This window comes from Lichenicola sp. (genome assembly GCF_965198575.1).
In the GTDB taxonomy this organism is placed as follows: domain Bacteria; phylum Pseudomonadota; class Alphaproteobacteria; order Acetobacterales; family Acetobacteraceae; genus Lichenicola.
In genome coordinates, this window is sequence record NZ_OZ240671.1 from 861776 (window position 1) to 887161 (window position 25386).

A 25386-nucleotide genomic window follows, 5' to 3' on the forward strand; every position below is an offset into this window, starting at 1 on the left:
GCGATCCCGCCACCGCGTCGCTCACCCGAGTGCCACGCTCCGACTGCCGGGGACCCCCCACATCGATGCGCCTGTTCAACTGCCAGAATTGCGGCCACCTGCTGTTCTTCGAGAACACGCGCTGCGACCGCTGCGGCATGGCGCTCGGCTACCTGGTGTCCGAGGCCACGATCTCGGCGCTGGTCCCGGATGGCGACGGCTTCACCGCGATGGGGACCGGCGACGATGCGGCCGGCGAGACATGGCGGCGGGTCAGGCTGTGCAGCAATGCCGGTCGCGGCGCCTGCAACTGGTTGCTGGAGGCCGACAGCGCCGAGACGTACTGCGCCGCATGCCGGCATAACCGGACCGTGCCGGGCCTCGACAACCCGCACACGCTGGAACTCTGGCAGCGGCTCGAGGTCGCCAAGCACCGGCTGTTCTATTCGCTGCTCCGGCTCGCGATCCCGCTGCCCAACCGCGCCGACGACCCCGCCACCGGGCTGGTGTTCGACTTCCTGGACCCGCTGCCGGGTGGCCCGCGAGTGATCACCGGGCACGAGAACGGCGTCATCACGATCAACGTGCAGGAGGCCGACGACGCCCACCGCGAGGCCATGCGTCACCAGATGCACGAGACCTATCGCACCCTGCTCGGGCATTTCCGGCACGAGGTCGGGCACTGGATCTGGGACCGGCTGATACGCGACCAGGGCCGGCTGGAGGCGTTCCGCGCGCTGTTCGGCGACGAGCGCGTCGATTACGGCCAGGCGCTCGCCCGACACTATGCGCAAGGCGCTGCCCCGGACTGGCAGGAACGCACCATCAGCGCCTACGCCACCAGCCATCCGTGGGAGGATTTCGCCGAGACCTGGGCGCACTACCTGCACATCATGGACACGCTCGAGACGGCGAACGCGTTCGGGCTCGACGTGCGCCCGCGGGTGCCCCAGGCGGAAGGCCTGGAGGTCGCCAGCGCGATCGATCCGTATACCACGGCGAACATGGACGAGATCATCGACCAGTGGGTGCCGCTGGTGTTCGCGGTGAACAGCCTGAACCGCAGCATGGGGCTGTCGGATCTGTATCCCTTCGTGATCTCGCCCGCAGTGCGCGAGAAGCTCGGCTTCATCCACGTGATGCTGCACGACCAACCTGCCGGCTGAATGCCGCACGATCAGCCGATGTTGCCAATGGCTCGGGCGATCCAGTATTCATGACGTAATAACGTGGGCGCCGGAATCGCGACTCGTGCGATCGGGACGATGCCACGCGAGGGAGAAAAACTGCCATGAAGCCGTTCCGGGCTTTTCTGCTGGGCACGATATTCTGCGCCAGCGCGACATCTTCGGTTCTCGCAGCGGACGTCGGCGCGTGCCCGCACGACAGCGTCGGCGTCCCCCCGCAGTCCAACACCACGGACAAGACGCAGCCTTTCTTCATCGATACCAGCGGGCTCGATCTGAAATCCGCGCCGCCGACCCGCGATCCGGGCAACCCGGCTTATCCCACCGCCACCGCCCTGCCCGACGGTACGGTTCCGTCGACGACCGGCAACGGCAACTTCGTCATCGGTCCGACGCATCCCGTCGCACCCGACACGGTCGCCCACCAGGGTGTGCCGCACGGCACCGTGCACACCTTCACGATGTCGTCGGCCGACAGCGTGCGCTACCGCCCGGGCACGGTCCGCGACGACGCGCCGGATTGCCGCAACAGCGCGCTCGAGCACGCGACGACGGCGCCCGGCGATCGCTCCAACCTGATCGTGACGACGAGCCATGCGGGCAACTGGGTTCGCAACATCGATGTGTACGTCCCGGCCGGATATCATCCCGGGAAAACCATGCCGTTCCTGGTGTTCGGCGATGGTGGCGCCAACGGCTTCACCAACGAGACGCAGCTGTTCGCGACGCTCGACAACCTGATCCGGGCAGGACGCCTCCCCGCCATGGTGGCGATCGGGATCGGATCCGGCGGACAGGACGCGCAGGGTGCGGAACGTGGCCGCGAGTACGACACGGTGTCCGGCACGTACGCGGAGTGGGTCGAGCACGAGGTGCTGCCGCTGGTCGAGCGCAATGCCGACGTGCGCCTGACACGGGATCCGAATGGCCGGGCGACCATGGGCATCAGCTCGAGCGGCGTGGCAGCCTTCACGATGGCCTGGTTCCATCCGGAATTGTATGGCCGCGTGCTGGCCTATTCGCCGACGATGGTGAACCAGCAATGGCCGCACGACACCGCGTTGCCGGGCGGTGCGTGGGAATACCACAGCGCCTGGCCGGGACCGTCCGCGCCTGACCTGCTGGTGCATGGCGTGACGTTTGAGGCCACGACGCAATCCACCGGCGCGCCGCTGATCCCGAACGCGCCGCGCAAGCCGATCCGCTACTGGTTCGAGACCGGCGACCGGGATCTCTTCTACCCCGTCGCGGCACTGGCCGACGGCATGCACGACTGGACGCTGGCGAACGAGAACATGGCGCGCGTCCTGGCGGCGAAGGGCTACACCTACCAGTTCGTGTTCGCACGCAACGCGGGGCACGTCGACAAGGGCGTCGTGGCACAGACGCTGCCGGAAGCGCTCGAGTGGGTCTGGGCCGGATATTCCCCGACACGCGCCAAGGGCAACTGAACGTGCGATCCCTGACGCCGTGATGGGCGGGGGTCCGTCCCGCCACGGCGTCAGGGCTGCATGCGTCGATCCGGCCCCGGGTCCGGGTTCCGGCCGATCGCGAGCGCGCTTCCACATCGCTGAATGTGGCCGCCGGTAGCGCTTGCCATCGGAAATAGAACTCACCACTCTTGCCGCACTATCAGCAGGTCCGGCCAGGACCTCAGCCGGGCCTGGCTTCTCCGCAACATCGTCTCGCACACGTCGATCCAGCCGCCGACACGCACGGCAATATTGTTGCGATACCGGAACGGAATGTCACACGGTTCCGGCGTTTCCTGTCCTGCCCGCGCTCATTCTCGGAGACACCATGCAGCGACCTCTCCTTCTTGCCGGCCTGCTTCTCTTCACGACGACCCCCCTGACCGGCCACGCCCAGACGCCGCGCAGCTTCAGCGTCGGCGGCACCGTTGCGCTGACCGGCCACGTCTCGGCGGTGATCGCTCCCACCGGGCGGGCGCCGGCGCAGACCGACAACGACCTGCTCGGCTACGCCGCACCGGCCAACTGGCTCACGCCCACGACCAGCACCGATCCCGGCAGGCTGTACCAGCTGCAGGACATGGTCGGTCATGTCGCCGCCTGGCAGCCGGTGACGGCGGCGGTGCTGCCGCTCGACGCGATCGGAATGCGGGTGTCGAGCCTGGCCGTCGCCACCCCCGGCACCAACTATGCGGCCGGCGACACCGTCATCCTGGCCGGCAGCGGCAAGGCGACGGCCAGCTACAACGGCACCAGCTGGACGATCACCAACCCCGCCTGGTTCGGCTGCGCGCCCACCACGACCGTCGGCCAGGTCGCACCGCCGGCCAGCGGCGGCACCGGCGTCAGCTTCACGCTGGGTTTCCTCCGGCCGATCGGCTACGGCACCCGCCGCCTGAGCCGGTGCTATCCCGGCAGCCTGGTCAGCGTCTCGAGGCGCGACACCGGCGAGACCCAGGCGATCGGCGCGCTTGCGAACGGCGCCCTCGACGAGGCCAGCATCGACACCTTCGCCCAGAACACGGTGACCAACGTCACCCTGCTCGACGACCAGGGCGGCGGCGGCTTGAACGCGACGCCGCAAGCCGGTGTGGCGGTGTTCTATCCCGCGCGCCGGCTCGGCAACGCGCGCTCCGTCGTCTTCGACCAGGCGACCTTCGTCGTGCCGCCCGGCTACGGCATGGACGTGCGCAACAACACGGTCGCGGCGGTCACCGGCGTCCGCTCGGTCGACTACAACCCGGGCGTGATGGATTTCGGCTTCGGCCCGGCCAAGGTCTGGCTCTCACAGGGTGACAGCCGCAACACGCTCGCCTTCACCACCGGCATTCTCGGCAGCGCCAATATCGGCATCGCCGACAGCCAGGACAGCCTGCGCGACGACCCCAACGTGCTGGTCGGCACCACTCTGAACGGCGCCAGCACGCTGTTGACGAACGGCCTGTCCAGCAGCTCCAGCACCACCGATACCGGCACCACCACCAGCGGCGGCTTCATCATCAGCGGCGGCTATGGCGACGGCGTCGCCTTCATCGCGGCTCCGTTCGGCCTGACGGCCGCCCAGCAGCAGGCATTGGCGGCGTCGCTCAGCACCACCTTCGGCGTCCAGGGCCAGGGCCAGAACATGCTGGTGGTGGTCGGTCATTCGCTCAACGATGGCACCGGGACCACCTACCAGCAGGGTTGGCCGCGGCAGATGGCGCAGCAGCTGAACCGGCCCGACATCCATGTCGTCAACGTGTCGCACGCCGGCGCCACCTGCGTGCAGCAGCTGGCCGAATTCACCAACCGCGGGGTGCCGGCGCTGGCGCATGTGAGCGGCGCCAAGGTGGTATCGATCCTGTGCGGCGACAACGACTTCGCCGCCAACACCAGCCTGACCACGACGCAGATGGGCGGGCTCTACGACGCCATCGCGAACGCCGCCCACGCTGCCGGTGCCACCACGCTCTGCATCGAGCCGCCCTACGCCAACCGCTCCTACATCTCGACCGGCGGTGGCCCGGCGCTGACGGCGGCGCAGGCCAACGCTCAGATGGTCGCCCCGTTCGGCGTGGCGATCGCGTCCAGGCTGGGTGGCACCTGCGATGCGGTGGTCGATGAAAAGCTGGTGCCGGCCTTCAACCTTCCGAACGGACCGTTCTCGACCACCTACTACGCGGACGGCGTGCACCCGACCAACCTGGCCGCCGGCATCCTCGGCTCGCTGATCGGCAACACGCTGCTGACGATGATGCCGTAAGCACCACCGGCTTACGCCGCCCGACCGACATGGTGTATCGACATGGCTCCGGTCTGGCGGCCCATCCTGGCCACTCCACGCCTGGCCTGGGGATGCGACGACGCGATGGAACCTGCACCGCTGCTGATCCTGAATCCGGTGCGGTCGATGGCCGCCGGAATGCAACTGATCGTCCCCGGCCGGCCGCCGATCCCGATGCTCCGCGGGCTTGAGCCGATCCACCGCTTCAATCCGGGCTGGCACGCCGAGAGCCTGTTCACCCTGTTCGACCCGGTCTGGCTGCTGCTGCTGCAGCACGAGGATGGCAACACCGCCTGCTGGTACGTCGACAGCAGCGGCGGCATCACCAACATGCCGCAGGATTACACCGGCCCGGAGCAGAAGCTGTTTCGCGGCCGGCTGCAGTCGGTGGCGCTGTGGATGCGGATGGCCGCCGGCGCCCGCATCCGGGTCCCGGCGACGCCTGCGGTGCTGCTGTATGCCGCCCTCCCGACGCTGGTGCAGCGCGAGATCGATCCGCTGCTGGAGCCGGGCCAGATCAGCCTGCTGCACGAGGCGATCGGCCGGCACGCCCGCAATCCCGGCGCGTCGCTGTCCGCCGACGCGCCGCCGCTGGTGTTCGAGCAGCCGCGGACGGACTCCGGCACGTTCGCGCTGCATCTCGGCAACCCCGGACGGCTGGTTCCGGTCAGCAGTGGCGGCCGGCCGATCATCCTGCCGCCGGGCTGGCGGGTGGCCACGGTGCACGCGGTGTTCGCGCCGCTGCTCACGATCATCCTGCATCATGTGGGCGGTGCGCGGACCACCTGGTTCACCGACCTCGATGGCAGGCTGCTCGGGATCGGCGTCGGCGGCCTTCCCCCGGAGCTGCAGGAGCACGTCGCCGCAGCCGTGGCGCCGGTGTTCGAGGATTTGTGGACCAGCCTGGTTCTCGGCGAGGGCCCAAGCACCACGCCGCCCGACATCCGCATCGGCGAGCTGGGCCTGGCCGAACTGGCCGAGCTCGCACCGGCGCATCTGCGACGACTGGGCGAGCGCCCGGACACCCGCATCGCCATGCTGGACGAGCCGGCGACCCTGGGGCGGGAGGCACGGATTGCGGACGGGACCGGAACCCGGCCAATCGATCCGGACCGTCTGGCCGGCAGCCTGTCGCACCCGCTGACTGACGAGCTTGACCGGTTGCTGGAGACCGGGCGGATGCTCTGGCCCTCGCCGGTCGATGGCCGGATGATCGAGAGCGACGGGTTCGCGCTGCTGCTCGGGCCGCGGAACTTCGCCTACCGGTTCCGCGACACGGCCGCCGGGCTGGTGTTCCACGTGATCAGCTGCGGCGACCATCCGGGTGCCAGCGCGATCTGGTTCCCGACCATCGACCTGCTCGTCGCCGCGACCAGGCAGCGCGCGGCCGGGTGCGTCGCGTTCGCGCAGGCCCGCGGCGCCATCCTGCACCACCTGTTGCGGTTCGGCGCGGCCCTGCTGGACGGTGCCAGGCGTCGGGTCGATCCGACGATGCAGTTGGCATGGGCCACGCCGGCGGAGGATGTCGCAGGCCACATCCGGAACGATCTCGCCGGCACGTCCAGCCTGCTGCGTGCCGTGGCCGGTCATCGCCGGCTGCCGAACCTGCATCTCTTCGGCGCCGGGCTGACCTCGCCCCCGCTCGGCCCGCTGGAGCGGATCTTTCCGATGTTCACCGGGCGAGTCACCCGTCACGAGCAGGATTTCGAGGCCGTGACGGGGATGTTCTACCGGCGCAACCAGCGCGTCATCCGCTACCTGTCCGCAACGATACCGGTCGAGCTCGGCCACGCCGTGATCCATGCCGCCGAAACCACGCCCGGCCTGGAAGCCACCCGCAAGGCGGCCGATGCGGCACGCGCGGAAGGAATGCCGGTGGTGCTGCTCGGCCTCGACGGCGCCGACCCGGCCGCGGAGCGGTTCTCCGACCCGGCTGCGGAGCGATTCGCCGACCCGGCAGCGGAGCGGTTCGCCGACCCGGCCGCGGAGCGGTTCGCCGACATCGCATCGATGCTGATCCGGCGGCTCGGCGAGAGCTGGCCCGGCTGCATCCTCGTGCTGGACGGCAGCAACGACGTCGCCAATCGTGGCCGGGCGGTGGCGGCAGGCCCCGGCCAACCGCTCGACGAGACGTTCGCCACGGTGGACCGGCTGGTCGAGGCGGGCATCGCCGCTTCGGTTCAGGTGGTCGACCACGTCAACCGCTCGGCGCTCAGCAGCGTGCTGTGGTGCAGCCGGGCGGACGCCGTCCTGGCACCACTCGGCGATGCACTCGGGGTCTATCGCTGGATCTGCAACAGTCCGGGCGTAGTACTGGACGGCGGCGCGTCCGGGCACGATCCCGGCACCCTGCGCATCTACCAGTCCGCCGATTGCATGGAGAGCCCGACCGAGCTGCTGTCTGCCTCGGAGGATGAGGAGCCCGACGCCGTGGTGACGCGGTTTCTCGATCTGGTGTCGCGCCGCCTGGCGGCCCGGACCGAGCCGGAGCCCGCGTCAGAGTAGCAGATCGCGCTGTCCGGCAGGCTGCGGCTCCGGCTCCGACGCCGGCGCGCTGGTCTCGGCGCGTCGCGCGAGCTCGTGGCGGGCGGAGAAGCCGATCTCCGCATCGGCCTGCCTGCCCGGCCGCTCACCGCTGCGCTCGTCGCCGCGCACACCTCCGGACAGCTGCTCCAGATCCTCGGCCGGGAGGTCGCGGAAACGCCGGCCGCGCAGCCGCCCGTACGGCACCTTCACCAGCAGCGCGGGTTCGGCCGACCAGGCCAAGAGCTGTTCCACGCTCGCCACCACAAGCATGTCGCGCAGGTGGAAGGCGGTGACGTAGGCATCCGGTCCGGCCCGATGCGCCGGCAGCCCGACCGCGCGGTCCAGCCCCTCGGGACGCCGCCAGTAGCGCAATCCCTGGTTCGAGTGGCTCGGCGCGTCCGGCCAGATCCGCAGCGCGCATTTGTAGGTGCAGATCCACGGCAATCCGCCGGTCAGGGCCACGCCACACCAGCGCTGCTCAAAGGCGGCCCGATGCGCCACCAGCGCCAGCGGCACCGGACCCGGGGCGCCGCGCAGGATGTCGGGCGCCGCGTGCTGCCACCGCGGGGCGCCGGCGACGTCCTCGTCGATGATGTGGTGGATCGCCGCGGTGGCCGGGCTGATCGGATGGCCGGGATCGATCAAAATCGCCTGTGGCTGCCCGGCGAGCTGCCAGCGTGGCTCTGCGTCAGCCGACGGCACCAGGTCCTGCCAGCCGATCTCGACCACCCCGCCATCGGTGAAGCTGTTGCCGGTGGTCTCGAGGTCGATGACCCGCAGGACCCTGGCCCGCATCTCACCATCCATGCCGGCTAGTCCGGCACCACGACCGACGGCTGTGGCGCAGGAGCCGCCATGTCGCGGCCGGTGATCTGCCCCAGCGCCGAGGCGAGGTCGCTCGGGATGATGATGGTGGTGCCGCGATCCTTGTTCATCTCGTACACCAGGTTCATCTGCCGCAGCTTGAACGCGGTCGGATCCGAGGCATAGATCGCCGCCGCCAGCTTCACCTGCCGCGCCACGCCCACCTCCGCCGAAGCCAGCGTCTCGCGTGCCTGCTTCTCGCGCTCGGCCTGCGCCTGGCGGCTCATCGCATCCTGCAGCGAGGCCGGGATGCCGATATCCTTGATCTCGACCGAGGTGATGGTCACCCCCCAATGCGCCGTCTTGGCGCCGATCGCCCGCTGCAGCTCCTGGTCGGCCACCTGGCGGTCCGAGAGCAGCCGCGACAGGTCGCTGGTGCCGATCATCTCGCGCAACGAGGTCTGCGCCACCCGCTCCACCGCCAGCTGGAAGTTGTCGATGTCGAGCGCTGCCTTGGCCGCATCCAGAACCCGCCAGAACACGATCGCATCCATGCCGATCGACACGGTGTCGCGGGTCAACGCCTCCTCGGCGCGGATCTCGGTGGTTCGGATGCGCATGTCGACCAGCTGCTGGATGGTCTCGATGAACGGGATCAGGAAGAACAGGCCGGGCCCGCGCACGCCCTGGAACTTGCCCAGCCGCAGCACGACGGCGCGTTGCCATTGCGCGACCATCTTGAGCCAGGCCGGCAACACCAGTGCTGCCACCACCAGGATCCCCGCCAGCACATTGGTGGCGTCGTGACGCATCGAGACCAGTCCGGCGGCACCGGCGATCAGCAGGAAGGAGAACAGATAGACGACAGGCGGCGCATTCATCGGCAGTCTCCAGTTGCTGGACGTTGCCAGCTTGCAGCCTCGAAACGCTGCGATCCGGACGGGCATTCCCGCGCCCGGACTGTCGTTATATGGGGATCCATCGGCCAGACTCGGCATCGGAAGGCACGCGACGGGACATGCACGAGTTCCGACAGGATCCGCCGACACGCGTCGACACGCCCGTCTCGCCCGTTTCGCCCGGTACCGCCGTCGAGGTGTTCGCAGCCTTCCTGCGGCTGGGCCTGACCAGCTTCGGCGGACCGGTGGCGCATCTCGGCTATTTCCGCGCCGAGTTCGTCCTGCGCCGGCGCTGGCTCGACGAGCGCGCCTATGCCGACCTGGTCGGGCTGTGCCAGTTCCTGCCGGGTCCGGCCTCGAGCCAGGCGGGCTTCGCGATCGGCCTGATGCGCGCCGGACTGTCCGGTGGCCTTGCCGCATGGGCCGGCTTCACCCTCCCCTCGGCGCTGCTGCTGCTCGCACTCGCGACCGGCGCGGGCGGGCATTCGGCCGCGCCGGTGGGTGCCGGATTGCTGCACGGCCTTGGGCTGGTCGCGGTGGCGGTCGTGGCGCAGGCAGTCTGGGGCATGGCGCGCAGCTTGTGCCCGGACCGGACGCGCGCCTCGCTTGCCACCCTGGCGGCGATCCTGGTGCTGTTCGCGCCGACCGCCATCGGGCAGGTTGCCGCGATCTGCCTCGGTGCCCTGGCCGGCTGGTGGTTCTGCCGGGAGAGGCTCGAGGCGTCGGACGGTCAGCCGCCACCACTGCCCTCTGTCGTGCGACCGCGCACCGGCATCGCCTGCCTGGCACTGTTCGCGGCCCTGTTGTCGATGCCGCTGCTGATCCCCACGCCGGGCGCCGCGATCGCCCTGTTCGATGCCTTCTATCGATCCGGCGCTCTGGTGTTCGGCGGCGGCCACGTCGTGCTGCCGCTGCTGCATGACGCCGTCGTGACGCCCGGCTGGGTGAGCGAGCCGGTGTTCCTGTCGGGCTATGGCCTGACGCAGGCGATGCCGGGTCCGCTCTTCACCTTCGCGGCCTATCTCGGCGGGAGCATGCCGGGCCGGCTCGGCGGGGCTGCGGGTGCCGGCATTGCGCTCGTCGCCATCTTCCTGCCGGGCCTGCTGCTGCTCGCCGGCGTGCTGCCGTTCTGGCACCGACTGCAGGCAATCGCCGGCGCCCGTGCCGCGATGCGTGGCGCCAACGCAGCGGTCGTGGGGTTGCTCGGCGCAGCCCTGTACAACCCGCTGTGGACCTCGACCGTGCGGCACCCGGCCGACTTGGTTGTGGCCCTGCTCGCCTTCACGCTGCTCGTGGCATGGCGCATACCGCCGCTGCTGGTGGTCGTTCTCTGCGCCGGCCTGGGTGCGCTGGGCGGCTGAGCCTCAACGACCCGCCAGCGGTTGGAGCGCCGCCCGACGCATATCCAGCGTGCAGGGCAGCTCCGGCGACGGCACCGATCGCGGCTCCTGCATCGGCCCCGGCGTATGGCCGAACGGCTGGAACCTGACCCGCCGACGCGCCTCGGCTTCCGACGCATTCACCGGCCGGGTCTCGTAGTTGCGACCGCCCGGATGCGCCACGTGGTGCGTCAGGCCGCCGATCGAACGGCCGCTCCAGCGATCGTAGATGTCGAACACCAAGGGCGTCTGCGCCGGCAGCACCGGATGCATCCCGAACGCCGGCTCCCACGCCTTGAACCTGACGCCGGCCACCGCCTCGCCGGCCCGCTGGGTCGCGGTCAGCGGCACCGCGACTCCGTTGCAGGCGAGCACGTAGCGCTCCGGGGTCCAGCCATCGACACGCACCTCGAGACGCTCCACCGAGTTGTCGACATGGCGCACGGTGCCGCCGATCCCGGGGGTCTCGCCGAGCACCGGCCACGGCTCCAGCGCCTGGCGCAGCTCGATGGTGATGCCGCTGACCGTCACGCTGCCGGCCAGCGGGAAGCGGAACGCCAGATGCGGCGCGAACCACTCGGGATCCAGCCGGAAGCCGTGTGCGGCCAGATCCTCCAGCGCGTCGCGCAGATCCTCGTCCACATAGTGCGGCAACATGAACGCATCGTGCAGCCGCGTGCCCCAGCGGACCAGCCGGCGCTCGTACGGCCGGCTCCAGAACGCCGCGATGCACGCCCGCAGCAGCAGCGCCTGGGCAACCGCCATCTGCGGATGCGGCGGCATCTCCATCGCGCGCAACTCGACCAGCCCGAGCCGGCCGGAACTGCTCTCCGGCGCATACAGCTTGTCGATGCAGAACTCGGTGCGGTGGGTGTTGCCGGTCATGTCGACCAGCAGGTTGCGCAGCAGCCGGTCGACCAGCCAGTGCGGCACGCGGGCGCCCGGGGTGATCTGCGAGAACGCGATCTCCAGCTCGGCGAGGCTGTCCTGGCGCGCCTCGTCGACCCGCGGGTGCTGGCTGGTCGGGCCGATGAACAGCCCGGAAAACAGGTACGACAGGCTCGGATGGTTGTGCCAGAAGCCGATCAGCGACTTCAGCAGGTCGGGCCGGCGCAGGAACGGGCTGTCCTCCGGCTTGGCTCCGCCCATCACCACGTGGTTGCCGCCACCGGTGCCGACATGGCGGCCATCGAGCAGGAACTTCTCCGTGCCGAGCCCGACCTCGCGCGCCATCCGGTACAGCAGCTCGGTGCGCTCGACCTGCTCGGTCCAGCTGGTCGCCGGATGCACGTTGACCTCGATCACGCCCGGATCGGGCGTCACCGAGAAGCTCTGCAGCCGGACGTCATGCGGTGCCGGGTAGCCTTCCAGGATCACCGGACGACGCTCCTGGGCGGCCACGCTCTCGATTGCCGCGACCAGGTCGAGCCAGTCCTCGGCGAGCGTCAGCGGCGGCAGGAACACATGGATCAGGCCGTGCCGCGCCTCGACGGTGAGGGCGGTGCGCACCAGGCGCGTGGCGTCGCGCTCTTCGTCCTCGCCGCGGAGATCGGCGACCGGCGCCTGTGGCCGCATCATGGTCAGCGTCGGTCCGGCGGGGGTGGCCGTACGCAACGGCGCCGGCGCCCGCGGCGGCAGGGTCGCGTGGCCAAGTTCTTCCAGGCTGGTTGCAGCGTCCAGCGGCTGGCCATCGCGGCCCACCAGGATCGCGCCTTCGCCATCGTCGTTGCTGGCGCCATAGCTGGCACGGCTGCCGCGACGCTGCTCCACCGGCTCGGCGGCTGGCGGCAGCGCCTCCACCGGCGCGAATGGGTCGCGCTCGAGCTCGGTCTCGATGGCATCGCGCTCGGCCCATTCCAGGCTCTGCAACGGCAGCCGGACGCCGATCGCGCTGTCGCCGGGCACCAGGAACAGCAGGTCCGAGCGCAGCAGCCAGCGCCCGGTCTGCCACGCCCTGCCGCCACCGGCGTCGATCCGTTGCAGCGGCAGCACGCTCCCGACTTCCGCGGTCAGGCCGCTTCCATACACACGCGCCAGCCGCGCCCGCTCCAGCGGATCGGCGAGCTTGGCATCTTCGACAAGAACGTTGGCCGGCAGCCGGTGCTCGCGCCACAGATGGTAGTGGATGTCCTCGTACGCCGGCAGCACGCGGTCGGGATCGAGCCCGAGCTCCAGGGCCAGCGCACGTGCGAAAGCGGCCGCATCCGCTGTGGTCGCCGCATCGTCGTCACCGTCGGAGGCCAGCAACGCGGAATCGCGCCAGATCGGTTCGCCGTCGCGCCGCCAGGTCGCGTGGATCGCCCAGCGCGGCAGCTGCTCGCCCGGATAATGCTTGCCGGTGGCGTATTGCAGCACCGCGCCCGGCGCCCAATGCGGCAGCAACTTGCGGATCAGCTTGCCGGCCAGCGGCCGCTTGGTCGGGCCCAGGGCGTCGGCGTTCCACTCGTCGGCGTCCATGTCGGTCGCTGCGATGAAGGTCGGCTCGCCGCCCATGGTCAGCCGGACGTCGCCGGTGGCGAGTGCCTGGTCGACGGTCACCCCCATTGCCAGGATCGCCTGCCAGGCCGGCTCCGGATACGGGGCTGTCGTGCGCGGGGTCTCGGCGATGCGGGTGACCGACATCGCGAAATCGAAGCTGCCCTCGTTGCGTTCGACCAAGCCACTGATCGGCGCGGCTGACCCCGGCTCCGGGCTGGCGGCGAGCGGAATGTGGCCCTCGCCGGTCAGCAGCCCGGAGGTCACGTCGAAGCCGATCCAGCCGGCACCGGGCAGATACACCTCCGCCCAGGCATGCAGGTCGGTGAAGTCCGCGGACGCGCCTTGCGCACCGTCACCCTGGGTATCGGGATCGGGCTTCAACTGGATCAGGTAGCCGGACACGAATCGGGCGGCGAGGCCGAGATGGCGCGCCACCTGCACGAACAGCCAGGCGGAATCGCGACACGAACCGCGCCCCTCCGCCAGCGTCTGCTCCGGCGTCCAGACGCCCGCCTCCAGCCGCACGATGTAGTCGACCCGATCGCGCAGCATCGCGTTCAGCCCAACCAGCATCGGCACCGTGCGCGTGGTGTCGCGCGGGATGCCGGCCAGCAGCGCATTCAGCAGCGGTCCCGGCGCTTCCGCCTGGCGGAACGGGGCGAGCTCGGTGTCGAGCACCGGATCGTAGGCGAACGGCCACTCCTCGGCTTCCGGCTCGAGGAAGAAGTCGAACGGGTTGATCGTGGCCATGTCGGCGACGAGATCGACGATCACCGAGAACTGCGTCACCCGCTCCGGAAACACCACGCGGGCCAGGAAATTGCCCTGCGGGTCCTGCTGCCAATTGATGAAGTGATCCGGCGGCTCGATGGTCAGCGCGTAGGACAGCACCGGGGTACGCGAATGCGGCGCCGGACGCAGCCGGATGGTCTGCGGTCCGAGCACGATCGGCCGGTCGTATCGATAGGCGGTGCGGTGGGTCAGGGCGACGTGGAGCGTCATCGGGCGGGCGTCTCCGGCTGTAATGCGCGCGTTGCCCAGCGTCTCACGCGGCAGCCATGACGCCAACAAAAAGGCGGCCGGACTTTCGCCCGGCCGCCCTTTCGATCGTGATTTGGCGTCGCCTACGAGAAGTCGTTCTCGCTCTCGACGATCTCTGGCTTCGGGCCGCTATCCAGGCCCTTTGCCGCGACATCACGCTCGACCAGCTCGATCACCGCCATGTCGGCCGCGTCGCCGTGGCGGATGCCCGCCTTCAGCACGCGGCAATAGCCGCCCTGGCGACCCTTGTAGCGCTCGGCGATGACGCCGAAGAGCTTGGAGACGATGACGTCGTCCCGCAGCTGCGCGTACGCCTGACGACGGGCATGCAGGCCACCGCGCTTGCCCAGGGTGATGAGCTTCTCGGCAACCGGCCGCAGCTCCTTCGCCTTCGGCAGGGTGGTGGTGATCTGCTCGTGCTTGATCAACGCGACGGCCATGTTGCGGAACATGGCGAGGCGGTGGGTGGAGGTAACGCCGAGCTTCCGGCCGGCTACACCGTGACGCATGGTGAGATTATCCTGTTATCCGGCCAAAAAGCCTGACGGGTGAGTGTTGGATCAGAACGGCTCGTCGAGCCGCTTGGCCAGGTCTTCGATGTTCTCAGGCGGCCAGGACGGGACGTTCATGCCCAGTGCCAGGCCCATGGCGGTCAGCACTTCCTTGATCTCGTTCAGCGACTTGCGGCCGAAGTTCGGCGTCCGCAGCATTTCCTGCTCGGTCTTCTGAACGAGGTCGCCGATATAGACGATGTTGTCGTTCTTCAGGCAGTTCGCCGAACGCACCGACAGCTCGAGCTCGTCGACCTTGCGCAGCAGGTTGCGGTTGAACGGCAGGTCGTCCTGCGGCTCTTCCGGACGCACCGGGCGCGGCTCGTCGAAGTTGATGAACAGCTGCAGCTGGTCCTGCAGGATGCGGGCGGCGAGCGCCACCGCGTCCTCGGGCGTCACCGCGCCGTTGGTCTCGACCGTCAGCAGCAGCTTGTCGTAGTCGGTGACCTGGCCGACGCGGGTCGGCTCGACCTTGTACGAGCAGCGGCGCACCGGCGAGTAGATCGCATCGATCGGGATCAGCCCGATCGGCGCATCCTCGGGCCGGTTGGCAACGGCCGGGACGTAGCCCTTGCCGAGATTGACCGTGAACTCCATGCCGAGCTTCACGCCGTCATCGAGGGTGCAGATCACGAGGTCCGGGTTCATCACCTCGATATCGTGGCCGACCTGGATCTGGCCGGCACGGACCTCGCCCGGACCGGTCGCGGTCAGCACCATGCGCTTCGGGCCTTCGCCATGCATGCGAAGGGCGAGCTGCTTGATGTTCAGCACGATGTCGGTGACGTCCTCGCGGACACCCGGGATCGACGAGAATTCGTGCAGCACGCCGTCGATCTGGATCGCGGTGACGGCAGCGCCCTGCAGCGAGGAGAGCAGGATGCGACGGATCGCGTTGCCGAGCGTCATGCCGAAGCCGCGCTCCAGGGGCTCCGCAACGACGGTCGCGGTGCGCAGGGGCTCGTTGCCGGGCTCGACTTCCAGCTTTTCCGGCTTGATCAGGGACTGCCAGTTCTTCTGGAGGACCAAGAGAGTGGCCTTTCAAAACGAGGAACCGCCGCCAGGCACCCAACGGGAACGAAAGCGGCAGCCGGAAACCGCCGGGCGAACCCAGCGGCGATCAGGTCAGGCGCGTGCGATCAGACGCGACGGCGCTTGCGCGGACGACAGCCGTTATGCGGGATCGGCGTCATGTCGCGGATGGCGGTGATCGAGAACCCGACAGCCTGCAACGCACGCAGCGCGCTCTCGCGACCCGAACCCGGGCCGGACACCTCGATCTCCAGCGTCTCCATGCCGTGCTCGCGAGCCTTCTTGCCGGCGTCCTCGGCGGCGACCTGGGCGGCATACGGGGTCGACTTGCGCGAACCCTTGAAGCCCTGGCTGCCGGCGGACGACCAGGCGATGGCGTTGCCCTGCGCGTCGGCGATGGTGATCATCGTGTTGTTGAACGTGGACAGCACATGCGCCACGCCGGAGATGATGTTCTTGCGCTCTTTCTTACGGACGCGCGGTGCGGCGGCTTTCGCCATGGTGGGTTTCGTCCTGACTTGTTCATGGGCGCGCGCCCCGGAGGACACGCGCGAGTTCGGCTGATGCGTGCGGCGAAAAGACTACTTCGTGGCCTTCTTCTTGCCGGCGATCGCCACTGCCTTGCCCTTTCGGGTGCGGGCATTGGTATGGGTGCGCTGGCCGCGCACCGGCAGGCCGCGACGATGACGCAGGCCGCGATAGCAACCCAGATCCATCAGCCGCTTGATGTTCATGGAGAGCTCGCGACGCAGGTCGCCCTCGACCCGGTAGTCACGATCGATGGTCTCGCGAATGCGCAGGATCTCGTCGTCGGACAGCTCGTTGACGCGGCGCTCCGGCGGGATCGACAGCTGGGTGCAGATCTCCTGCGCCTTGGTCGGTCCGATGCCGAACACATAAGTCAGACCGATAACGACCCGCTTGTTGGTCGGGATGTTCACGCCGGCAATACGCGCCACGCCAATACTCCTCACGCGCCCGATCGAGTGCCGGGCCTGATATCCCGGCTGCCGCCAGGCCTAGGACCCGGTCGCGACCGGGCATGAATTCGGCCCGGTTACCCGAGCGATGGTCTCTTCACACGAGCGGCACCTGGTTCGGCGCCGCTCCCGGATGATCGGATTTCGCCGGCTCCCAATGCAGCGTGACCGTTGCATGAAGGAGCCTTGGCTGAGGGCGCGCACTATAGCGGCGACACGCCCCGAGTCAACGAAACTGGATCAACTTTGCGTGATCTTACGGTCGACCGGAGTTCCCAGTGCCGCATCGATCGCGGCACTGACGGTCGCAATGTCCAACATCCCATCGATGCGCCGAACCAGATGCTGCGCCTCGTAGTAGGGCAACAACGGCTCGGTCTGCCGGCGATAGGCCTCGAGGCGCGCCGCTACCGTCTCGCGCTTGTCGTCGGCACGCCGAATGAATTCGTGGCTGCCGCAGACGTCGCACACGCCTGCGACCTTGGGCGGCTTGAAGCTGTCATGGTAGCCGGCGCCACATTTGGCGCAGCTGAACCGCCCGGCAATCCGCTCGGTCAGCTCGGCCTCATCGACTTCCAGTGACAGCACCGCGTCGAGCTGCATCCCGAGTCCGTGCAGCAGGTGATCGAGCTCCTCTGCCTGGACCAGCGTGCGCGGGAAGCCGTCGAGAATGAAACCCCTGGCGCAGTCGGGCTGGCGAATGCGAGACCCCAGCATCGCAACCAGGATCTCGTCGGACACCAGGTGGCCGGCATCCATCACCGCCTTGGCTTGCAGCCCGATCGCAGATCCTGCCTGCACCTCGGCCCGCAGCATGTCGCCGGTGGAGATCTGGGTGATCCCGTGCAGCGCCTCGAGCCGCTTGGCCTGGGTGCCCTTGCCGGCCCCGGGGGGGCCGAGGAAGATCAGGTTCACCGCGTTCTCGTCCGGCCGCGCGACTTGCGGATCAGGCCCTCGTACTGGTGGGCCAGGAGGTGCGACTGGATCTGCGTCACCGTGTCCATGGTGACCGACACGATGATGATCAGGCTGGTGCCACCGAAATAGAACGGCACGTTGTAGCGGCTGATCAGGATCTGCGGCAGGAGGCACACCACGACGAGGTAGAGGGCACCGATCGTCGTCAGCCGGACCAGGATACGGTCGAGGTAGTCCGACGTGTTGGCGCCCGGCCGGATGCCCGGGATGAAGCCGCCCTGCTTGCGCAGGTTGTCGGCGGTCTCCACTGGGTTGAAGGCCACCGCAGCGTAGAAGTACGAGAAGAACAGGATCATCGCCGCGTAGAAGATCATGTAGAGCGGCCGACCCTGTCCGAGCTGCTGGGCGAGGAAGCTCAGCCAGTGCGGCATGTTGGCGTTGCCTGACGCGAACCCGGAGATCGTCACCGGGATCAGCAGCACCGAGCTCGCGAAGATCGGCGGGATCACGCCGGCGGTGTTGACCTTGAGCGGCATGTGCGTCGAGTCGCCGCCGAACATCCGGCTGCCGACCTGGCGCTTGGGATACTGGATCACCACCCGTCGCTGGGCGCTCTCCATGAACACGATGAAGGCGATCACGGCCGCCGCCAGCACCAGGAACAGCACCACGAAGATCGGCGACAGGCCGCCGGTGTAGCCGAGCTGGAACAAGGTCGCGAGGGCGTGCGGCAGGTTGGCGACGATGCCGGCGAAGATGATCAGCGAGATGCCGTTGCCGACGCCGCGCGAGGTGATCTGCTCGCCGAGCCACATCAGGAACATGGTGCCGCCGACCAGGGTGACCACGCAGGAGAACCGGAAGAACAAGCCCGGGTCGATCACCGCGGACACGCCGCCGGCGCCGTGCATGTTCTCGAGCCCGACCGAGATCCCGTAGGCCTGGAACAGCGCGATCAGCACCGTCAGGTAGCGGGTGTACTGGTTGAGCTTCTTGCGCCCGGACTCGCCCTCCTTCTTGATCGCCTCGAGGGTGGGGATCGCCGACGACATCAGCTGCACGATGATCGAGGCGCTGATGTACGGCATGATGTTGAGCGCGAACACGGTCATGCGGCCGAGCGCGCCGCCCGAGAACATGTCGAACATGCCCAGGATGCCGCCCTGGTTCTGGGCGAGCAGCTGGCCCATCACGTGCGCATCCACGCCCGGCACCGGGATGTAGGTGCCCAGGCGATAGACGATCAGCGCGCCCAGGGTGAACCAGATGCGTTTCTTGAGCTCAGTCGCCTTCGAGAAGGTGCTGAGGTTCATATTGGCTGCCAGCTGCTCGGCCGCGGAGGCCATGCGCCCGTCCCTTTCACAAGAACAGCGCCGCACGGGGTGTCCGCAACGGCGCTGTCTATCTAGCCTGAGTGTTCCACGACGCAACCCTTCGTAACGGGTCCCAAGAGCTCAGCCCTTGGCGGGGTCCAGGGGCAGACGCCCCTGGCCTTCATGCTTCCGGAACTGCCTTCTTCACGACGGTGGTCTTGACCGACCCACCCGCCTTCTCGACTGCCGCGATCGCCGCCACCGAAGCGCCGGAGACCTCGACGGTCACCGCTCGCGTCAGCTCGCCATTGGCCAGCAGCCGGATGCCCGCCCACTTGCCGCTGCCGATGAGCCCTGCCTTGTGCAGGCTCTCCTCGGTGACCGTCTCGCCGGCCGGCAGCTTGCCATCGACGAAAGCCTGCTCGAGCGTACCGAGATTGATCGGCGCATAGACCTTGCGGAACAGGTTCTTGAAGCCGCGCTTCGGCAGACGCCGATAGATCGGCAGCTGGCCGCCTTCGAAGCCGTTCAGAGACACGCCTTCGCGCGCCTTCTGACCCTTCACGCCACGGCCGGAGGTCTTGCCCTTGCCGGAGCCGATGCCGCGCCCCAGCCGCTTCTTGCGGTAGTGCGCGCCGTCATTGTCGCGGAGCTGGTTCAGTTCGACCATGTCAATCCTCCACCTTCACCAGGTGGTGCACCTTGCGGAGCATGCCGCGCACGGAGGGGGTATCCTCCAGCTCGCGGACCTTGCCCACCTTGTTCAGGCCGAGCCCGATCAGCGTTGCCTGCTGACCCGGCTTGCGGCCGTTACCCGACGCGATCTGCTTGAAGCGGACCGTGCCCTTCGTGGTCTCGGAGGTCTCAGACATCTGCCGCCTCCAACGCACCCTCACGCTTGCCGAGGATGTCGCTGACCTTCTTGCCGCGGCGGTTCGCCACCGAACGCGGGCTGGCGCAGCGCTCGAGCGCGTCGAAGGTCGCCTTGACCATGTTGTGCGAGTTGCGGCTGCCGAGCGACTTGGCCACCACGTCGCCGATGCCCAGGCTCTCGAACACCGCGCGCATCGGGCCGCCGGCGATGATGCCGGTGCCGGCTTCCGCCGACCGCAGCACGACCTTGCCGGCGCCGAAATGCCCGGTGACATCATGATGGAGGGTACGACCCTCCTTCATCGGCACGCGGATCATCGCGCGCTTCGCCCGCTCGGTCGCCTTGCGGATCGCCTCGGGCACCTCACGCGCCTTGCCGGCGCCGTACCCGACACGACCCTTCTGGTCACCCACCACGACCAGTGCGGCGAAGGCGAACCGACGTCCACCCTTCACCACCTTGGCCACACGGTTGATGGTGACCAGCTTGTCGATCAGATCGTCGCCGTCGCGATCCCGCTCGCGCTCGCGGCCTCCGCGGCCGCCTTCTCTCGGTTCACGTGCCATGTCGTGACCTTCCCTCAGAAGGCGAGGCCGCCCTCGCGGGCAGCCTCCGCCAGCGCCTTGACGCGCCCATGATACAGATAGGAGCCGCGATCGAACACGACCTGGCTCACGCCCGCCGCAAGCGCACGCTCGGCAACCAGCTTGCCGACAGCCGCGGCCGCATCCTTGTCGGCGCCCGACTTGCTCTGCTCGCGCAGGGTCTTGTCCAGCGACGAGGCGGAGGCCAGCGTCCGGCCGGCAACGTCGTCGATTACCTGGGCGTAGATGTTCTTGCCCGAGCGGAACACCGACAGGCGCGGACGTCCGCCGGCCTTGCGGCGGAGCTGGAAACGCAGGCGAACACGCCGGCGCTCCCGCAATTCCTGTTGCGTGCTCATTACTTCTTCTTGCCTTCCTTGCGCCGGATCACTTCGTTGTCGTAGCGCACGCCCTTGCCCTTGTAGGGCTCGGGGGCACGGAAGTTCCGGATATCGAGAGCCACCTGGCCGACCCGCTGCTTGTCGACACCGGTCACCGTGACCGACGTCGGACGCGGCGTGGTGATCGTGATGCCCTCGGGGATCGGATAGACGATGTCGTGCGAATAACCGAGATTCATCACCAGGTTCTTGCCCTGGACCGACGCACGATAACCGGTGCCGGTGATCTCGAGCGTCTTCGAATAACCGGCCGACACGCCCTGCACCATCGCAGCGACCAGCGCGCGGGTGGTGCCCCACATCATCCGGGCCTGCGCCGCCGTACCCTTGGGCACGACGGTGACGCGGTTCTCGGCGATGGTGGTTTCAACGTGCGGTGACAGCGGCAGCGTGAGCTGACCGAGCTTGCCTTTGGCCGTCAGGATCCCGGAGGCGATGACGACATCGACGCCCTGAGGAATCTCAACGGGATATTTGCCTACGCGTGACATGCATCCCTCCTCAGAAGACCCGGCACAGAACCTCGCCGCCAACATTGGCAGCGCGGGCTTCCGCATCGGACAGGACGCCGCGAGGCGTCGACAGGATCGAGACGCCGAGACCGGCATAGACCCGGGGCAGCTCCTTGATCTTCGAATAGACACGACGGCCCGGCTTGGAGACCCGGTGGATCTCCTTGATGACCGGCTCGCCTTCCGTGTACTTCAGCTCGATGCGCAGCTGGGCAATGCCCGCGCGGATCTCTTCGAGCTGGAAGCCACGGATGTAGCCTTCGCGCTTCAGCGCCTCGAGCACGTTCGCACGCAGCTTGGACGCCGGCGCAACGCAGGCGGCATGACGGGCGCGCTGGGCATTGCGGATCCGGGTGAGCATGTCACCCAGTGGATCGGACATGGACATGGGTCGTGCTCCCTACCAGCTCGACTTGACCATGCCGGGGATCTGCCCCGAGCTGGCCAGGTCGCGCAGCGCAATGCGGCAGAGGCCGAACTTGCGGTAGTTGGCGCGCGAGCGCCCGGTCACCTTGCAGCGCAGCTTCACCCGGACGAGGGCGCCGTTACGCGGCAGCTCGGCGAGCTTCATCGACGCCTCGAACCGGTCCTCGACAGGAAGGGTGCGGTCCATCACGATATTCTTGAGTGTCAGCCGCTTGCCCTTGTCGCGCGCGGCCATCGCGGTGCGCTTCAAGTTGCGGTTGACGGCGGAAGTCTTGGCCATGCCTTGTTCTACCCTCCGGAACCTGCCGGGCTTGCCCAGCGGTTTTCCAAAAACAGAGTTCTAGTCGTCGAAGACGGATATTCCGCTGTTTGCCGCCTAGCTCGCGACGAACGGCAGATCGAACGCCTTCAGGAGTGCCTTCGCCTCGGCATCGGTCTTCGCGGTCGTCACGAAGATGATGTCCATGCCGCGGACCTGGTCCACCTTATCGTAGTTGATCTCCGGGAACACGATCTGTTCCTTCATGCCCATGGCGAAGTTGCCACGACCATCGAAGCCCTTGTTCGCCGGCAGGCCGCGGAAGTCGCGCACGCGCGGCATCGCGATCGTCACCAGGCGGTCGAGGAACTCGTACATCCGGGTGCGACGCAGCGTCACCTTGGTGCCGATCGGCAGACCCTCGCGGATCTTGAAGCCGGCGATCGCCTTCTTCGCGACCGTCTTTACCGGCTTCTGCCCGGCGATCAGGGTCAGCTCGGCCACCGCGGCGTCGAGCTTCTTCTGGTCGCCGGCAGCTTCGCCGACGCCCATGTTGATGACGATCTTTTCCAGGCGCGGCACCTGCATGACGTTCTTGTAGCCGAACTGCTCCCGCAGCGCCGCCCGCATCTCGTCATTGTAGCGCTGCTGCATGCGAGGCAGCGCGCGAACTTCCGTGGTGTCTGACATCGGTGCCTCCCTCAGCCTTCGATGATCTCGCCGGTCGCCTTGGCGACACGGACCTTGGCCCCGCCTTCGATCACCCGGAACCCGACCTTGGTCGGCTTGCCGCTCTTGGGATCGATCAGCTTCAGGTTCGACAGGTGGATCGGCGCCTCGCGCTCGATGATCCCGCCCGCCTCACCCATGCGCGTCGGCTTGGTGTGCCGCTTGGCGATCGCCACGCCGCGCACGACGGCCTTCTGCGTCGTCGGCGACACCGACAGCACTTCGCCGCGGGTGTTCTTCGACTTGCCGGTCGTGACGAGGACCTGGTCGCCCTTCTTGATGCGCGCAGCCATCACAGCACCTCCGGCGCCAGCGAGATGATCTTCATGAACTTGCGCGCACGCAGCTCGCGCACCACCGGTCCGAAGATGCGGGTGCCGATCGGCTCGGACTGCTTGTTGATCAGCACGGCCGCGTTGCGGTCGAAGCGGATGGCGCTGCCATCGGCCCGTCGCACCGGGAAGGAGGTCCGCACGATCACCGCCTGGTGCACGTCGCCCTTCTTCACCTTGCCGCGCGGAATCGCCTCCTTGATGGAGACGACGATCACGTCGCCGACCGAGGCGGTCTTCCGCTTGGAGCCGCCCAGCACCTTGATGCACTGCACCCGACGCGCGCCCGAATTATCGGCGACGTCCAGGTTGGTCTCGGGATGGATCATTGGTCTCTAGCCCCTTCAGGCCGACACGGACGAGTGCGCAGCCGGCTCGGCCACGACACCAGCGGTCTCGCCCATCGGCGTCCCGTTGCGTGTCACGACCGTCCAGGTCTTGCGCTTGCTGATCGGCGGGCATTCGAGAATGCGCACGGTGTCACCGATCTTGCACTCATTGGCTTCGTCATGCGCCGCGTACTTCTTGGAGCGACGGATGAACTTCTTGTAGAGCGGATGGATCACGCGACGATCGACCAGGACCGTAATGGTCTTGTCCATCTTGTCGCTGGTCACCCGCCCGGTGAGGACGCGCCTTGGCATCGTCCGTCTCCCTTCAGGACTTCGCCGCGGCGGCTGCCACGGACTTTTTGTTGGAATGCTGCACGGTCTTGAGCCGCGCGATGTCGCGACGGACCTCACGCACCCGGCTCGCACCCTCGGTCTGGCCGACGGCACGCTGGAAGCGCAGGTTGAACTGCTCCTTCTTGAGGTCGAGCAGCAATGTGCCCAGCTCGTCCTCGGACTTCGCGCGCAGATCCGACGGCTTGATCGCCTTCGCCATCTCAGGCCTCCCCGATGCGGGTCACGAACTTGGTCTTGATCGGCAGCTTGGCAGCGCCGAGGGCGAGGGCCTGCTTGGCGATCTCGACCGGCACGCCGTCGATCTCGAACACGATCCGGCCCGGCTTGACCCGCGCCACCCAGAACTCGGGCGAACCCTTGCCGGAGCCCATGCGGACCTCGGCCGGCTTGGTCGACACCGGGACGTCCGGGAAAATGCGGATCCACACGCGGCCGGCACGCTTCATCGCACGCGTGATGGCACGACGCGATGCCTCGATCTGCCGCGCGGTAACCCGCTCCGGCTCGAGCGCCTTCAGGCCGAACGCGCCGAAGTTGAGCGTCGTGCCGCCCTTCGCCAGTCCGTGGATGCGGCCCTTGTGGGCCTTGCGGAATTTCGTCCGCTTCGGGGAAAGCATTGTCTTCTATCCTATTGCGCTGATCGGATCAGCGCTGCGGTGCTTGCTCGGCGGCACGACGGTCCTGGCTCAGCGGATCGTGCGTCAGGATCTCGCCCTTGAAGATCCAGACCTTCACGCCGCAGGTGCCGTACGTCGTCTTCGCCGTGGCCACGCCGTAATCGATGTCGGCGCGAAGCGTGTGCAGCGGCACCCGACCCTCGCGATACCACTCGACCCGGGCGATCTCGGCGCCACCGAGGCGGCCACCGCAATTGATCCGGATGCCCTGGGCGCCGAGACGCATCGCCGACTGCACCGCACGCTTCATCGCACGACGGAAGGCGACGCGACGCTCGAGCTGCTGGGCGATGTTCTCGGCCACCAGCTGCGCGTCGATCTCGGGCTTGCGGATCTCGACGATGTTCAGCGCCACGTCGGTCTTCGCCATGCGAGCGAGGTCCTTGCGCAGGAAATCGATGTCCTGGCCTTTCTTGCCGATCACCACGCCGGGGCGCGCTGCATAGATCGTCACGCGCGGCTTCTTCGCCGGACGCTCGATGACCACGCGCGACACGCCGGCGCCGGACAGCTTCTTGCGCAGGTAGCTGCGCAGCTTCAGGTCGTCATGGAGCAGCTTGGAATAGTCGGCGCCGGCGTACCAGCGGCTGTCCCAGGTGCGGTTGATGCCGAGCCGCAGCCCGATCGGATTGACCTTGTGACCCATGGATCAGGCCGCCTTCTGCTCGGTGTTGTCGGGCGCCGGGCTTCTGCTCACAGGAGCCGAGGGCGCCGCCGCCTTTTCCGCCACCACGATCTTCAGATGGCTGAAGAACTTCTCGATCTGTGCCGAACGGCCACGACCGCGTGCATGGAAGCGGCGCATGACGATCGCCTTGCCCACCTCGGCGTGCTTGACGAACAGCTGGTCGACGTCGAGCTGGTGGTTGTTCTCGGCGTTGGCGATGGCGCTCTCGAGCGTCTTCTTCACCGCGAGCGCGATCCGCCGCTTGCTGAAGGTCAGCGTGGCGACGGCCTGCGCCGCCGGCTTGTTGCGGATCAGCCCGGCCACCAGGTTCAGCTTGCGCGGGCTGATCCGGATGTTGCGGGTGATCGCCTGCGCCTCGGTTTCGCTGAGGGCGCGTGGAGTTTTCGGCTTGCTCAT

Annotated in this window: 29 protein-coding genes; 5 read left to right on the forward strand and 24 right to left on the reverse strand. The window is 68.0% G+C overall.

From position 1 onward, the window contains the following. Positions 1–65 precede the first annotated feature (65 nt). The 4 genes from ACOEQ2_RS04085 to ACOEQ2_RS04100 all read left to right on the forward strand — a co-directional run bounded on the left by ACOEQ2_RS04085 (position 66) and on the right by ACOEQ2_RS04100 (position 7406). A complete protein-coding gene (locus ACOEQ2_RS04085; protein WP_419730112.1) occupies positions 66–1145 on the forward strand; it encodes a zinc-binding metallopeptidase family protein in 1080 nt (359 codons plus the stop codon). A 125-nt stretch (positions 1146–1270) separates the two neighbouring features. After that, positions 1271–2617, forward strand: a complete 1347-nt coding sequence (locus tag ACOEQ2_RS04090; RefSeq protein WP_419730113.1) for an alpha/beta hydrolase — start codon at positions 1271–1273, stop codon at positions 2615–2617. 349 nt (positions 2618–2966) lie between these two features. After that, positions 2967–4880: an SGNH/GDSL hydrolase family protein gene (locus ACOEQ2_RS04095; protein ID WP_419730114.1), complete on the forward strand. Its 1914-nt coding sequence runs from the start codon at positions 2967–2969 to the stop codon at positions 4878–4880. Between the two features lie 105 nt (positions 4881–4985). Further along, on the forward strand, positions 4986–7406 hold the full coding sequence (locus ACOEQ2_RS04100; RefSeq protein ID WP_419730115.1) for a hypothetical protein: 2421 nt from the start codon (positions 4986–4988) through the stop codon (positions 7404–7406). Here the strand turns inward: ACOEQ2_RS04100 and ACOEQ2_RS04105 are convergent. After that, a complete protein-coding gene (locus tag ACOEQ2_RS04105) occupies positions 7398–8222 on the reverse strand; it encodes a DNA polymerase III subunit epsilon (RefSeq protein ID WP_419730116.1) in 825 nt (274 codons plus the stop codon). The two genes, ACOEQ2_RS04100 and ACOEQ2_RS04105, sit on opposite strands and share 9 nt — an antisense overlap. Before the next feature lie 17 nt (positions 8223–8239). Next, positions 8240–9112 (reverse strand): slipin family protein, encoded by an 873-nt coding sequence (locus tag ACOEQ2_RS04110; protein ID WP_419730117.1) that lies wholly within the window; start codon positions 9110–9112, stop codon positions 8240–8242. Positions 9113–9249: 137 nt separating this feature from the next. On the opposite strand from ACOEQ2_RS04110, the gene chrA reads away from it, so the two are divergent. After that, the gene (gene chrA / locus ACOEQ2_RS04115) at positions 9250–10491 is read left to right on the forward strand and encodes a chromate efflux transporter (protein WP_419730118.1); all 1242 of its coding nucleotides are present in this window, start codon (positions 9250–9252) and stop codon (positions 10489–10491) included. A gap of 3 nt (positions 10492–10494) precedes the next feature. Here the strand turns inward: chrA and ACOEQ2_RS04120 are convergent, their stop codons facing one another. The 22 genes from ACOEQ2_RS04120 to rplV form a co-directional block, all read right to left on the reverse strand. Then, positions 10495–13989: a DUF2126 domain-containing protein gene (locus ACOEQ2_RS04120; RefSeq protein ID WP_419730119.1), complete on the reverse strand. Its 3495-nt coding sequence runs from the start codon at positions 13987–13989 to the stop codon at positions 10495–10497. A 122-nt stretch (positions 13990–14111) separates the two neighbouring features. Beyond that, a complete protein-coding gene (gene rplQ / locus ACOEQ2_RS04125; RefSeq protein ID WP_419730120.1) occupies positions 14112–14537 on the reverse strand; it encodes a 50S ribosomal protein L17 in 426 nt (141 codons plus the stop codon). Positions 14538–14588: 51 nt separating this feature from the next. Beyond that, positions 14589–15608, reverse strand: coding sequence for a DNA-directed RNA polymerase subunit alpha (locus ACOEQ2_RS04130; protein WP_419730121.1), 1020 nt, complete (start codon positions 15606–15608; stop codon positions 14589–14591). Between the two features lie 110 nt (positions 15609–15718). Continuing rightward, entirely contained in the window at positions 15719–16111 is a 393-nt protein-coding gene (rpsK, locus tag ACOEQ2_RS04135; protein WP_419730122.1) for a 30S ribosomal protein S11, read from the reverse strand. Between the two features lie 81 nt (positions 16112–16192). Then, on the reverse strand, positions 16193–16570 hold the full coding sequence (rpsM, locus tag ACOEQ2_RS04140) for a 30S ribosomal protein S13 (protein ID WP_419730123.1): 378 nt from the start codon (positions 16568–16570) through the stop codon (positions 16193–16195). 261 nt (positions 16571–16831) lie between these two features. After that, complete coding sequence (locus tag ACOEQ2_RS04145) at positions 16832–17506, reverse strand: adenylate kinase (RefSeq protein ID WP_419730124.1); 675 nt, start codon at positions 17504–17506, stop codon at positions 16832–16834. Beyond that, positions 17503–18855 carry a preprotein translocase subunit SecY gene (gene secY / locus ACOEQ2_RS04150; RefSeq protein WP_419730125.1) on the reverse strand — a complete coding sequence of 451 codons (1353 nt, stop codon included), beginning with the start codon at positions 18853–18855 and terminating at the stop codon, positions 17503–17505. Before secY ends, ACOEQ2_RS04145 begins: the two co-directional genes overlap by 4 nt. A 148-nt stretch (positions 18856–19003) precedes the next feature. Continuing rightward, on the reverse strand, positions 19004–19492 hold the full coding sequence (gene rplO, locus ACOEQ2_RS04155; RefSeq protein WP_419730126.1) for a 50S ribosomal protein L15: 489 nt from the start codon (positions 19490–19492) through the stop codon (positions 19004–19006). A 1-nt stretch (position 19493) separates the two neighbouring features. Continuing rightward, positions 19494–19694 (reverse strand): 50S ribosomal protein L30, encoded by a 201-nt coding sequence (gene rpmD, locus ACOEQ2_RS04160; RefSeq protein WP_419730127.1) that lies wholly within the window; start codon positions 19692–19694, stop codon positions 19494–19496. Continuing rightward, positions 19687–20262, reverse strand: a complete 576-nt coding sequence (gene rpsE, locus ACOEQ2_RS04165; RefSeq protein ID WP_419730128.1) for a 30S ribosomal protein S5 — start codon at positions 20260–20262, stop codon at positions 19687–19689. The genes rpmD and rpsE overlap by 8 nt, the downstream gene beginning before the upstream one ends. A 14-nt stretch (positions 20263–20276) precedes the next feature. Then, entirely contained in the window at positions 20277–20639 is a 363-nt protein-coding gene (gene rplR / locus ACOEQ2_RS04170; RefSeq protein WP_419730129.1) for a 50S ribosomal protein L18, read from the reverse strand. Beyond that, entirely contained in the window at positions 20639–21172 is a 534-nt protein-coding gene (gene rplF / locus ACOEQ2_RS04175) for a 50S ribosomal protein L6 (RefSeq protein ID WP_419731131.1), read from the reverse strand. Before rplF ends, rplR begins: the two co-directional genes overlap by 1 nt. Before the next feature lie 10 nt (positions 21173–21182). Next, positions 21183–21581: a 30S ribosomal protein S8 gene (rpsH, locus tag ACOEQ2_RS04180; RefSeq protein WP_419730130.1), complete on the reverse strand. Its 399-nt coding sequence runs from the start codon at positions 21579–21581 to the stop codon at positions 21183–21185. 12 nt (positions 21582–21593) lie between these two features. Next, positions 21594–21899, reverse strand: a complete 306-nt coding sequence (gene rpsN / locus ACOEQ2_RS04185) for a 30S ribosomal protein S14 (RefSeq protein ID WP_419730131.1) — start codon at positions 21897–21899, stop codon at positions 21594–21596. Positions 21900–21995: 96 nt separating this feature from the next. Further along, the gene (gene rplE / locus ACOEQ2_RS04190; RefSeq protein ID WP_419730132.1) at positions 21996–22568 is read right to left on the reverse strand and encodes a 50S ribosomal protein L5; all 573 of its coding nucleotides are present in this window, start codon (positions 22566–22568) and stop codon (positions 21996–21998) included. Between the two features lie 11 nt (positions 22569–22579). Then, positions 22580–22900, reverse strand: coding sequence for a 50S ribosomal protein L24 (rplX, locus tag ACOEQ2_RS04195; RefSeq protein ID WP_419730133.1), 321 nt, complete (start codon positions 22898–22900; stop codon positions 22580–22582). Next, complete coding sequence (gene rplN, locus ACOEQ2_RS04200) at positions 22900–23268, reverse strand: 50S ribosomal protein L14 (protein ID WP_419730134.1); 369 nt, start codon at positions 23266–23268, stop codon at positions 22900–22902. Before rplN ends, rplX begins: the two co-directional genes overlap by 1 nt. A 15-nt stretch (positions 23269–23283) precedes the next feature. Further along, entirely contained in the window at positions 23284–23583 is a 300-nt protein-coding gene (gene rpsQ, locus ACOEQ2_RS04205) for a 30S ribosomal protein S17 (protein ID WP_419730135.1), read from the reverse strand. A 13-nt stretch (positions 23584–23596) separates the two neighbouring features. Continuing rightward, positions 23597–23824 carry a 50S ribosomal protein L29 gene (gene rpmC, locus ACOEQ2_RS04210; RefSeq protein ID WP_419730136.1) on the reverse strand — a complete coding sequence of 76 codons (228 nt, stop codon included), beginning with the start codon at positions 23822–23824 and terminating at the stop codon, positions 23597–23599. Position 23825: 1 nt separating this feature from the next. Next, a complete protein-coding gene (rplP, locus tag ACOEQ2_RS04215) occupies positions 23826–24242 on the reverse strand; it encodes a 50S ribosomal protein L16 (protein WP_419730137.1) in 417 nt (138 codons plus the stop codon). Between the two features lie 28 nt (positions 24243–24270). Beyond that, the gene (gene rpsC, locus ACOEQ2_RS04220; RefSeq protein WP_419730138.1) at positions 24271–24948 is read right to left on the reverse strand and encodes a 30S ribosomal protein S3; all 678 of its coding nucleotides are present in this window, start codon (positions 24946–24948) and stop codon (positions 24271–24273) included. Between the two features lie 3 nt (positions 24949–24951). Then, on the reverse strand, positions 24952–25386 hold the full coding sequence (gene rplV / locus ACOEQ2_RS04225) for a 50S ribosomal protein L22 (RefSeq protein WP_419730139.1): 435 nt from the start codon (positions 25384–25386) through the stop codon (positions 24952–24954).

What these genes read in the sequence shown, in the direction of transcription:
- ACOEQ2_RS04085 (WP_419730112.1), top strand. Translation starts at nt 66, where the DNA reads ATGCGCCTGTTCAACTGCCAGAATTGCGGCCACCTGCTGTTCTTCGAG.
- ACOEQ2_RS04090 (WP_419730113.1), top strand. Translation starts at nt 1,271, where the DNA reads ATGAAGCCGTTCCGGGCTTTTCTGCTGGGCACGATATTCTGCGCCAGC.
- ACOEQ2_RS04095 (WP_419730114.1), top strand. Translation starts at nt 2,967, where the DNA reads ATGCAGCGACCTCTCCTTCTTGCCGGCCTGCTTCTCTTCACGACGACC.
- ACOEQ2_RS04100 (WP_419730115.1), top strand. Translation starts at nt 4,986, where the DNA reads ATGGAACCTGCACCGCTGCTGATCCTGAATCCGGTGCGGTCGATGGCC.
- ACOEQ2_RS04105 (WP_419730116.1), bottom strand. Translation starts at nt 8,222, where the DNA reads ATGCGGGCCAGGGTCCTGCGGGTCATCGACCTCGAGACCACCGGCAAC.
- ACOEQ2_RS04110 (WP_419730117.1), bottom strand. Translation starts at nt 9,112, where the DNA reads ATGAATGCGCCGCCTGTCGTCTATCTGTTCTCCTTCCTGCTGATCGCC.
- chrA (WP_419730118.1), top strand. Translation starts at nt 9,250, where the DNA reads ATGCACGAGTTCCGACAGGATCCGCCGACACGCGTCGACACGCCCGTC.
- ACOEQ2_RS04120 (WP_419730119.1), bottom strand. Translation starts at nt 13,989, where the DNA reads ATGACGCTCCACGTCGCCCTGACCCACCGCACCGCCTATCGATACGAC.
- rplQ (WP_419730120.1), bottom strand. Translation starts at nt 14,537, where the DNA reads ATGCGTCACGGTGTAGCCGGCCGGAAGCTCGGCGTTACCTCCACCCAC.
- rpsK (WP_419730122.1), bottom strand. Translation starts at nt 16,111, where the DNA reads ATGGCGAAAGCCGCCGCACCGCGCGTCCGTAAGAAAGAGCGCAAGAAC.
- secY (WP_419730125.1), bottom strand. Translation starts at nt 18,855, where the DNA reads ATGGCCTCCGCGGCCGAGCAGCTGGCAGCCAATATGAACCTCAGCACC.
- rplO (WP_419730126.1), bottom strand. Translation starts at nt 19,492, where the DNA reads ATGGTCGAACTGAACCAGCTCCGCGACAATGACGGCGCGCACTACCGC.
- rpmD (WP_419730127.1), bottom strand. Translation starts at nt 19,694, where the DNA reads ATGTCTGAGACCTCCGAGACCACGAAGGGCACGGTCCGCTTCAAGCAG.
- rpsE (WP_419730128.1), bottom strand. Translation starts at nt 20,262, where the DNA reads ATGGCACGTGAACCGAGAGAAGGCGGCCGCGGAGGCCGCGAGCGCGAG.
- rplR (WP_419730129.1), bottom strand. Translation starts at nt 20,639, where the DNA reads ATGAGCACGCAACAGGAATTGCGGGAGCGCCGGCGTGTTCGCCTGCGT.
- rplF (WP_419731131.1), bottom strand. Translation starts at nt 21,172, where the DNA reads ATGTCACGCGTAGGCAAATATCCCGTTGAGATTCCTCAGGGCGTCGAT.
- rpsH (WP_419730130.1), bottom strand. Translation starts at nt 21,581, where the DNA reads ATGTCCATGTCCGATCCACTGGGTGACATGCTCACCCGGATCCGCAAT.
- rpsN (WP_419730131.1), bottom strand. Translation starts at nt 21,899, where the DNA reads ATGGCCAAGACTTCCGCCGTCAACCGCAACTTGAAGCGCACCGCGATG.
- rplE (WP_419730132.1), bottom strand. Translation starts at nt 22,568, where the DNA reads ATGTCAGACACCACGGAAGTTCGCGCGCTGCCTCGCATGCAGCAGCGC.
- rplX (WP_419730133.1), bottom strand. Translation starts at nt 22,900, where the DNA reads ATGGCTGCGCGCATCAAGAAGGGCGACCAGGTCCTCGTCACGACCGGC.
- rplN (WP_419730134.1), bottom strand. Translation starts at nt 23,268, where the DNA reads ATGATCCATCCCGAGACCAACCTGGACGTCGCCGATAATTCGGGCGCG.
- rpsQ (WP_419730135.1), bottom strand. Translation starts at nt 23,583, where the DNA reads ATGCCAAGGCGCGTCCTCACCGGGCGGGTGACCAGCGACAAGATGGAC.
- rpmC (WP_419730136.1), bottom strand. Translation starts at nt 23,824, where the DNA reads ATGGCGAAGGCGATCAAGCCGTCGGATCTGCGCGCGAAGTCCGAGGAC.
- rplP (WP_419730137.1), bottom strand. Translation starts at nt 24,242, where the DNA reads ATGCTTTCCCCGAAGCGGACGAAATTCCGCAAGGCCCACAAGGGCCGC.
- rpsC (WP_419730138.1), bottom strand. Translation starts at nt 24,948, where the DNA reads ATGGGTCACAAGGTCAATCCGATCGGGCTGCGGCTCGGCATCAACCGC.
- rplV (WP_419730139.1), bottom strand. Translation starts at nt 25,386, where the DNA reads ATGAGCAAGCCGAAAACTCCACGCGCCCTCAGCGAAACCGAGGCGCAG.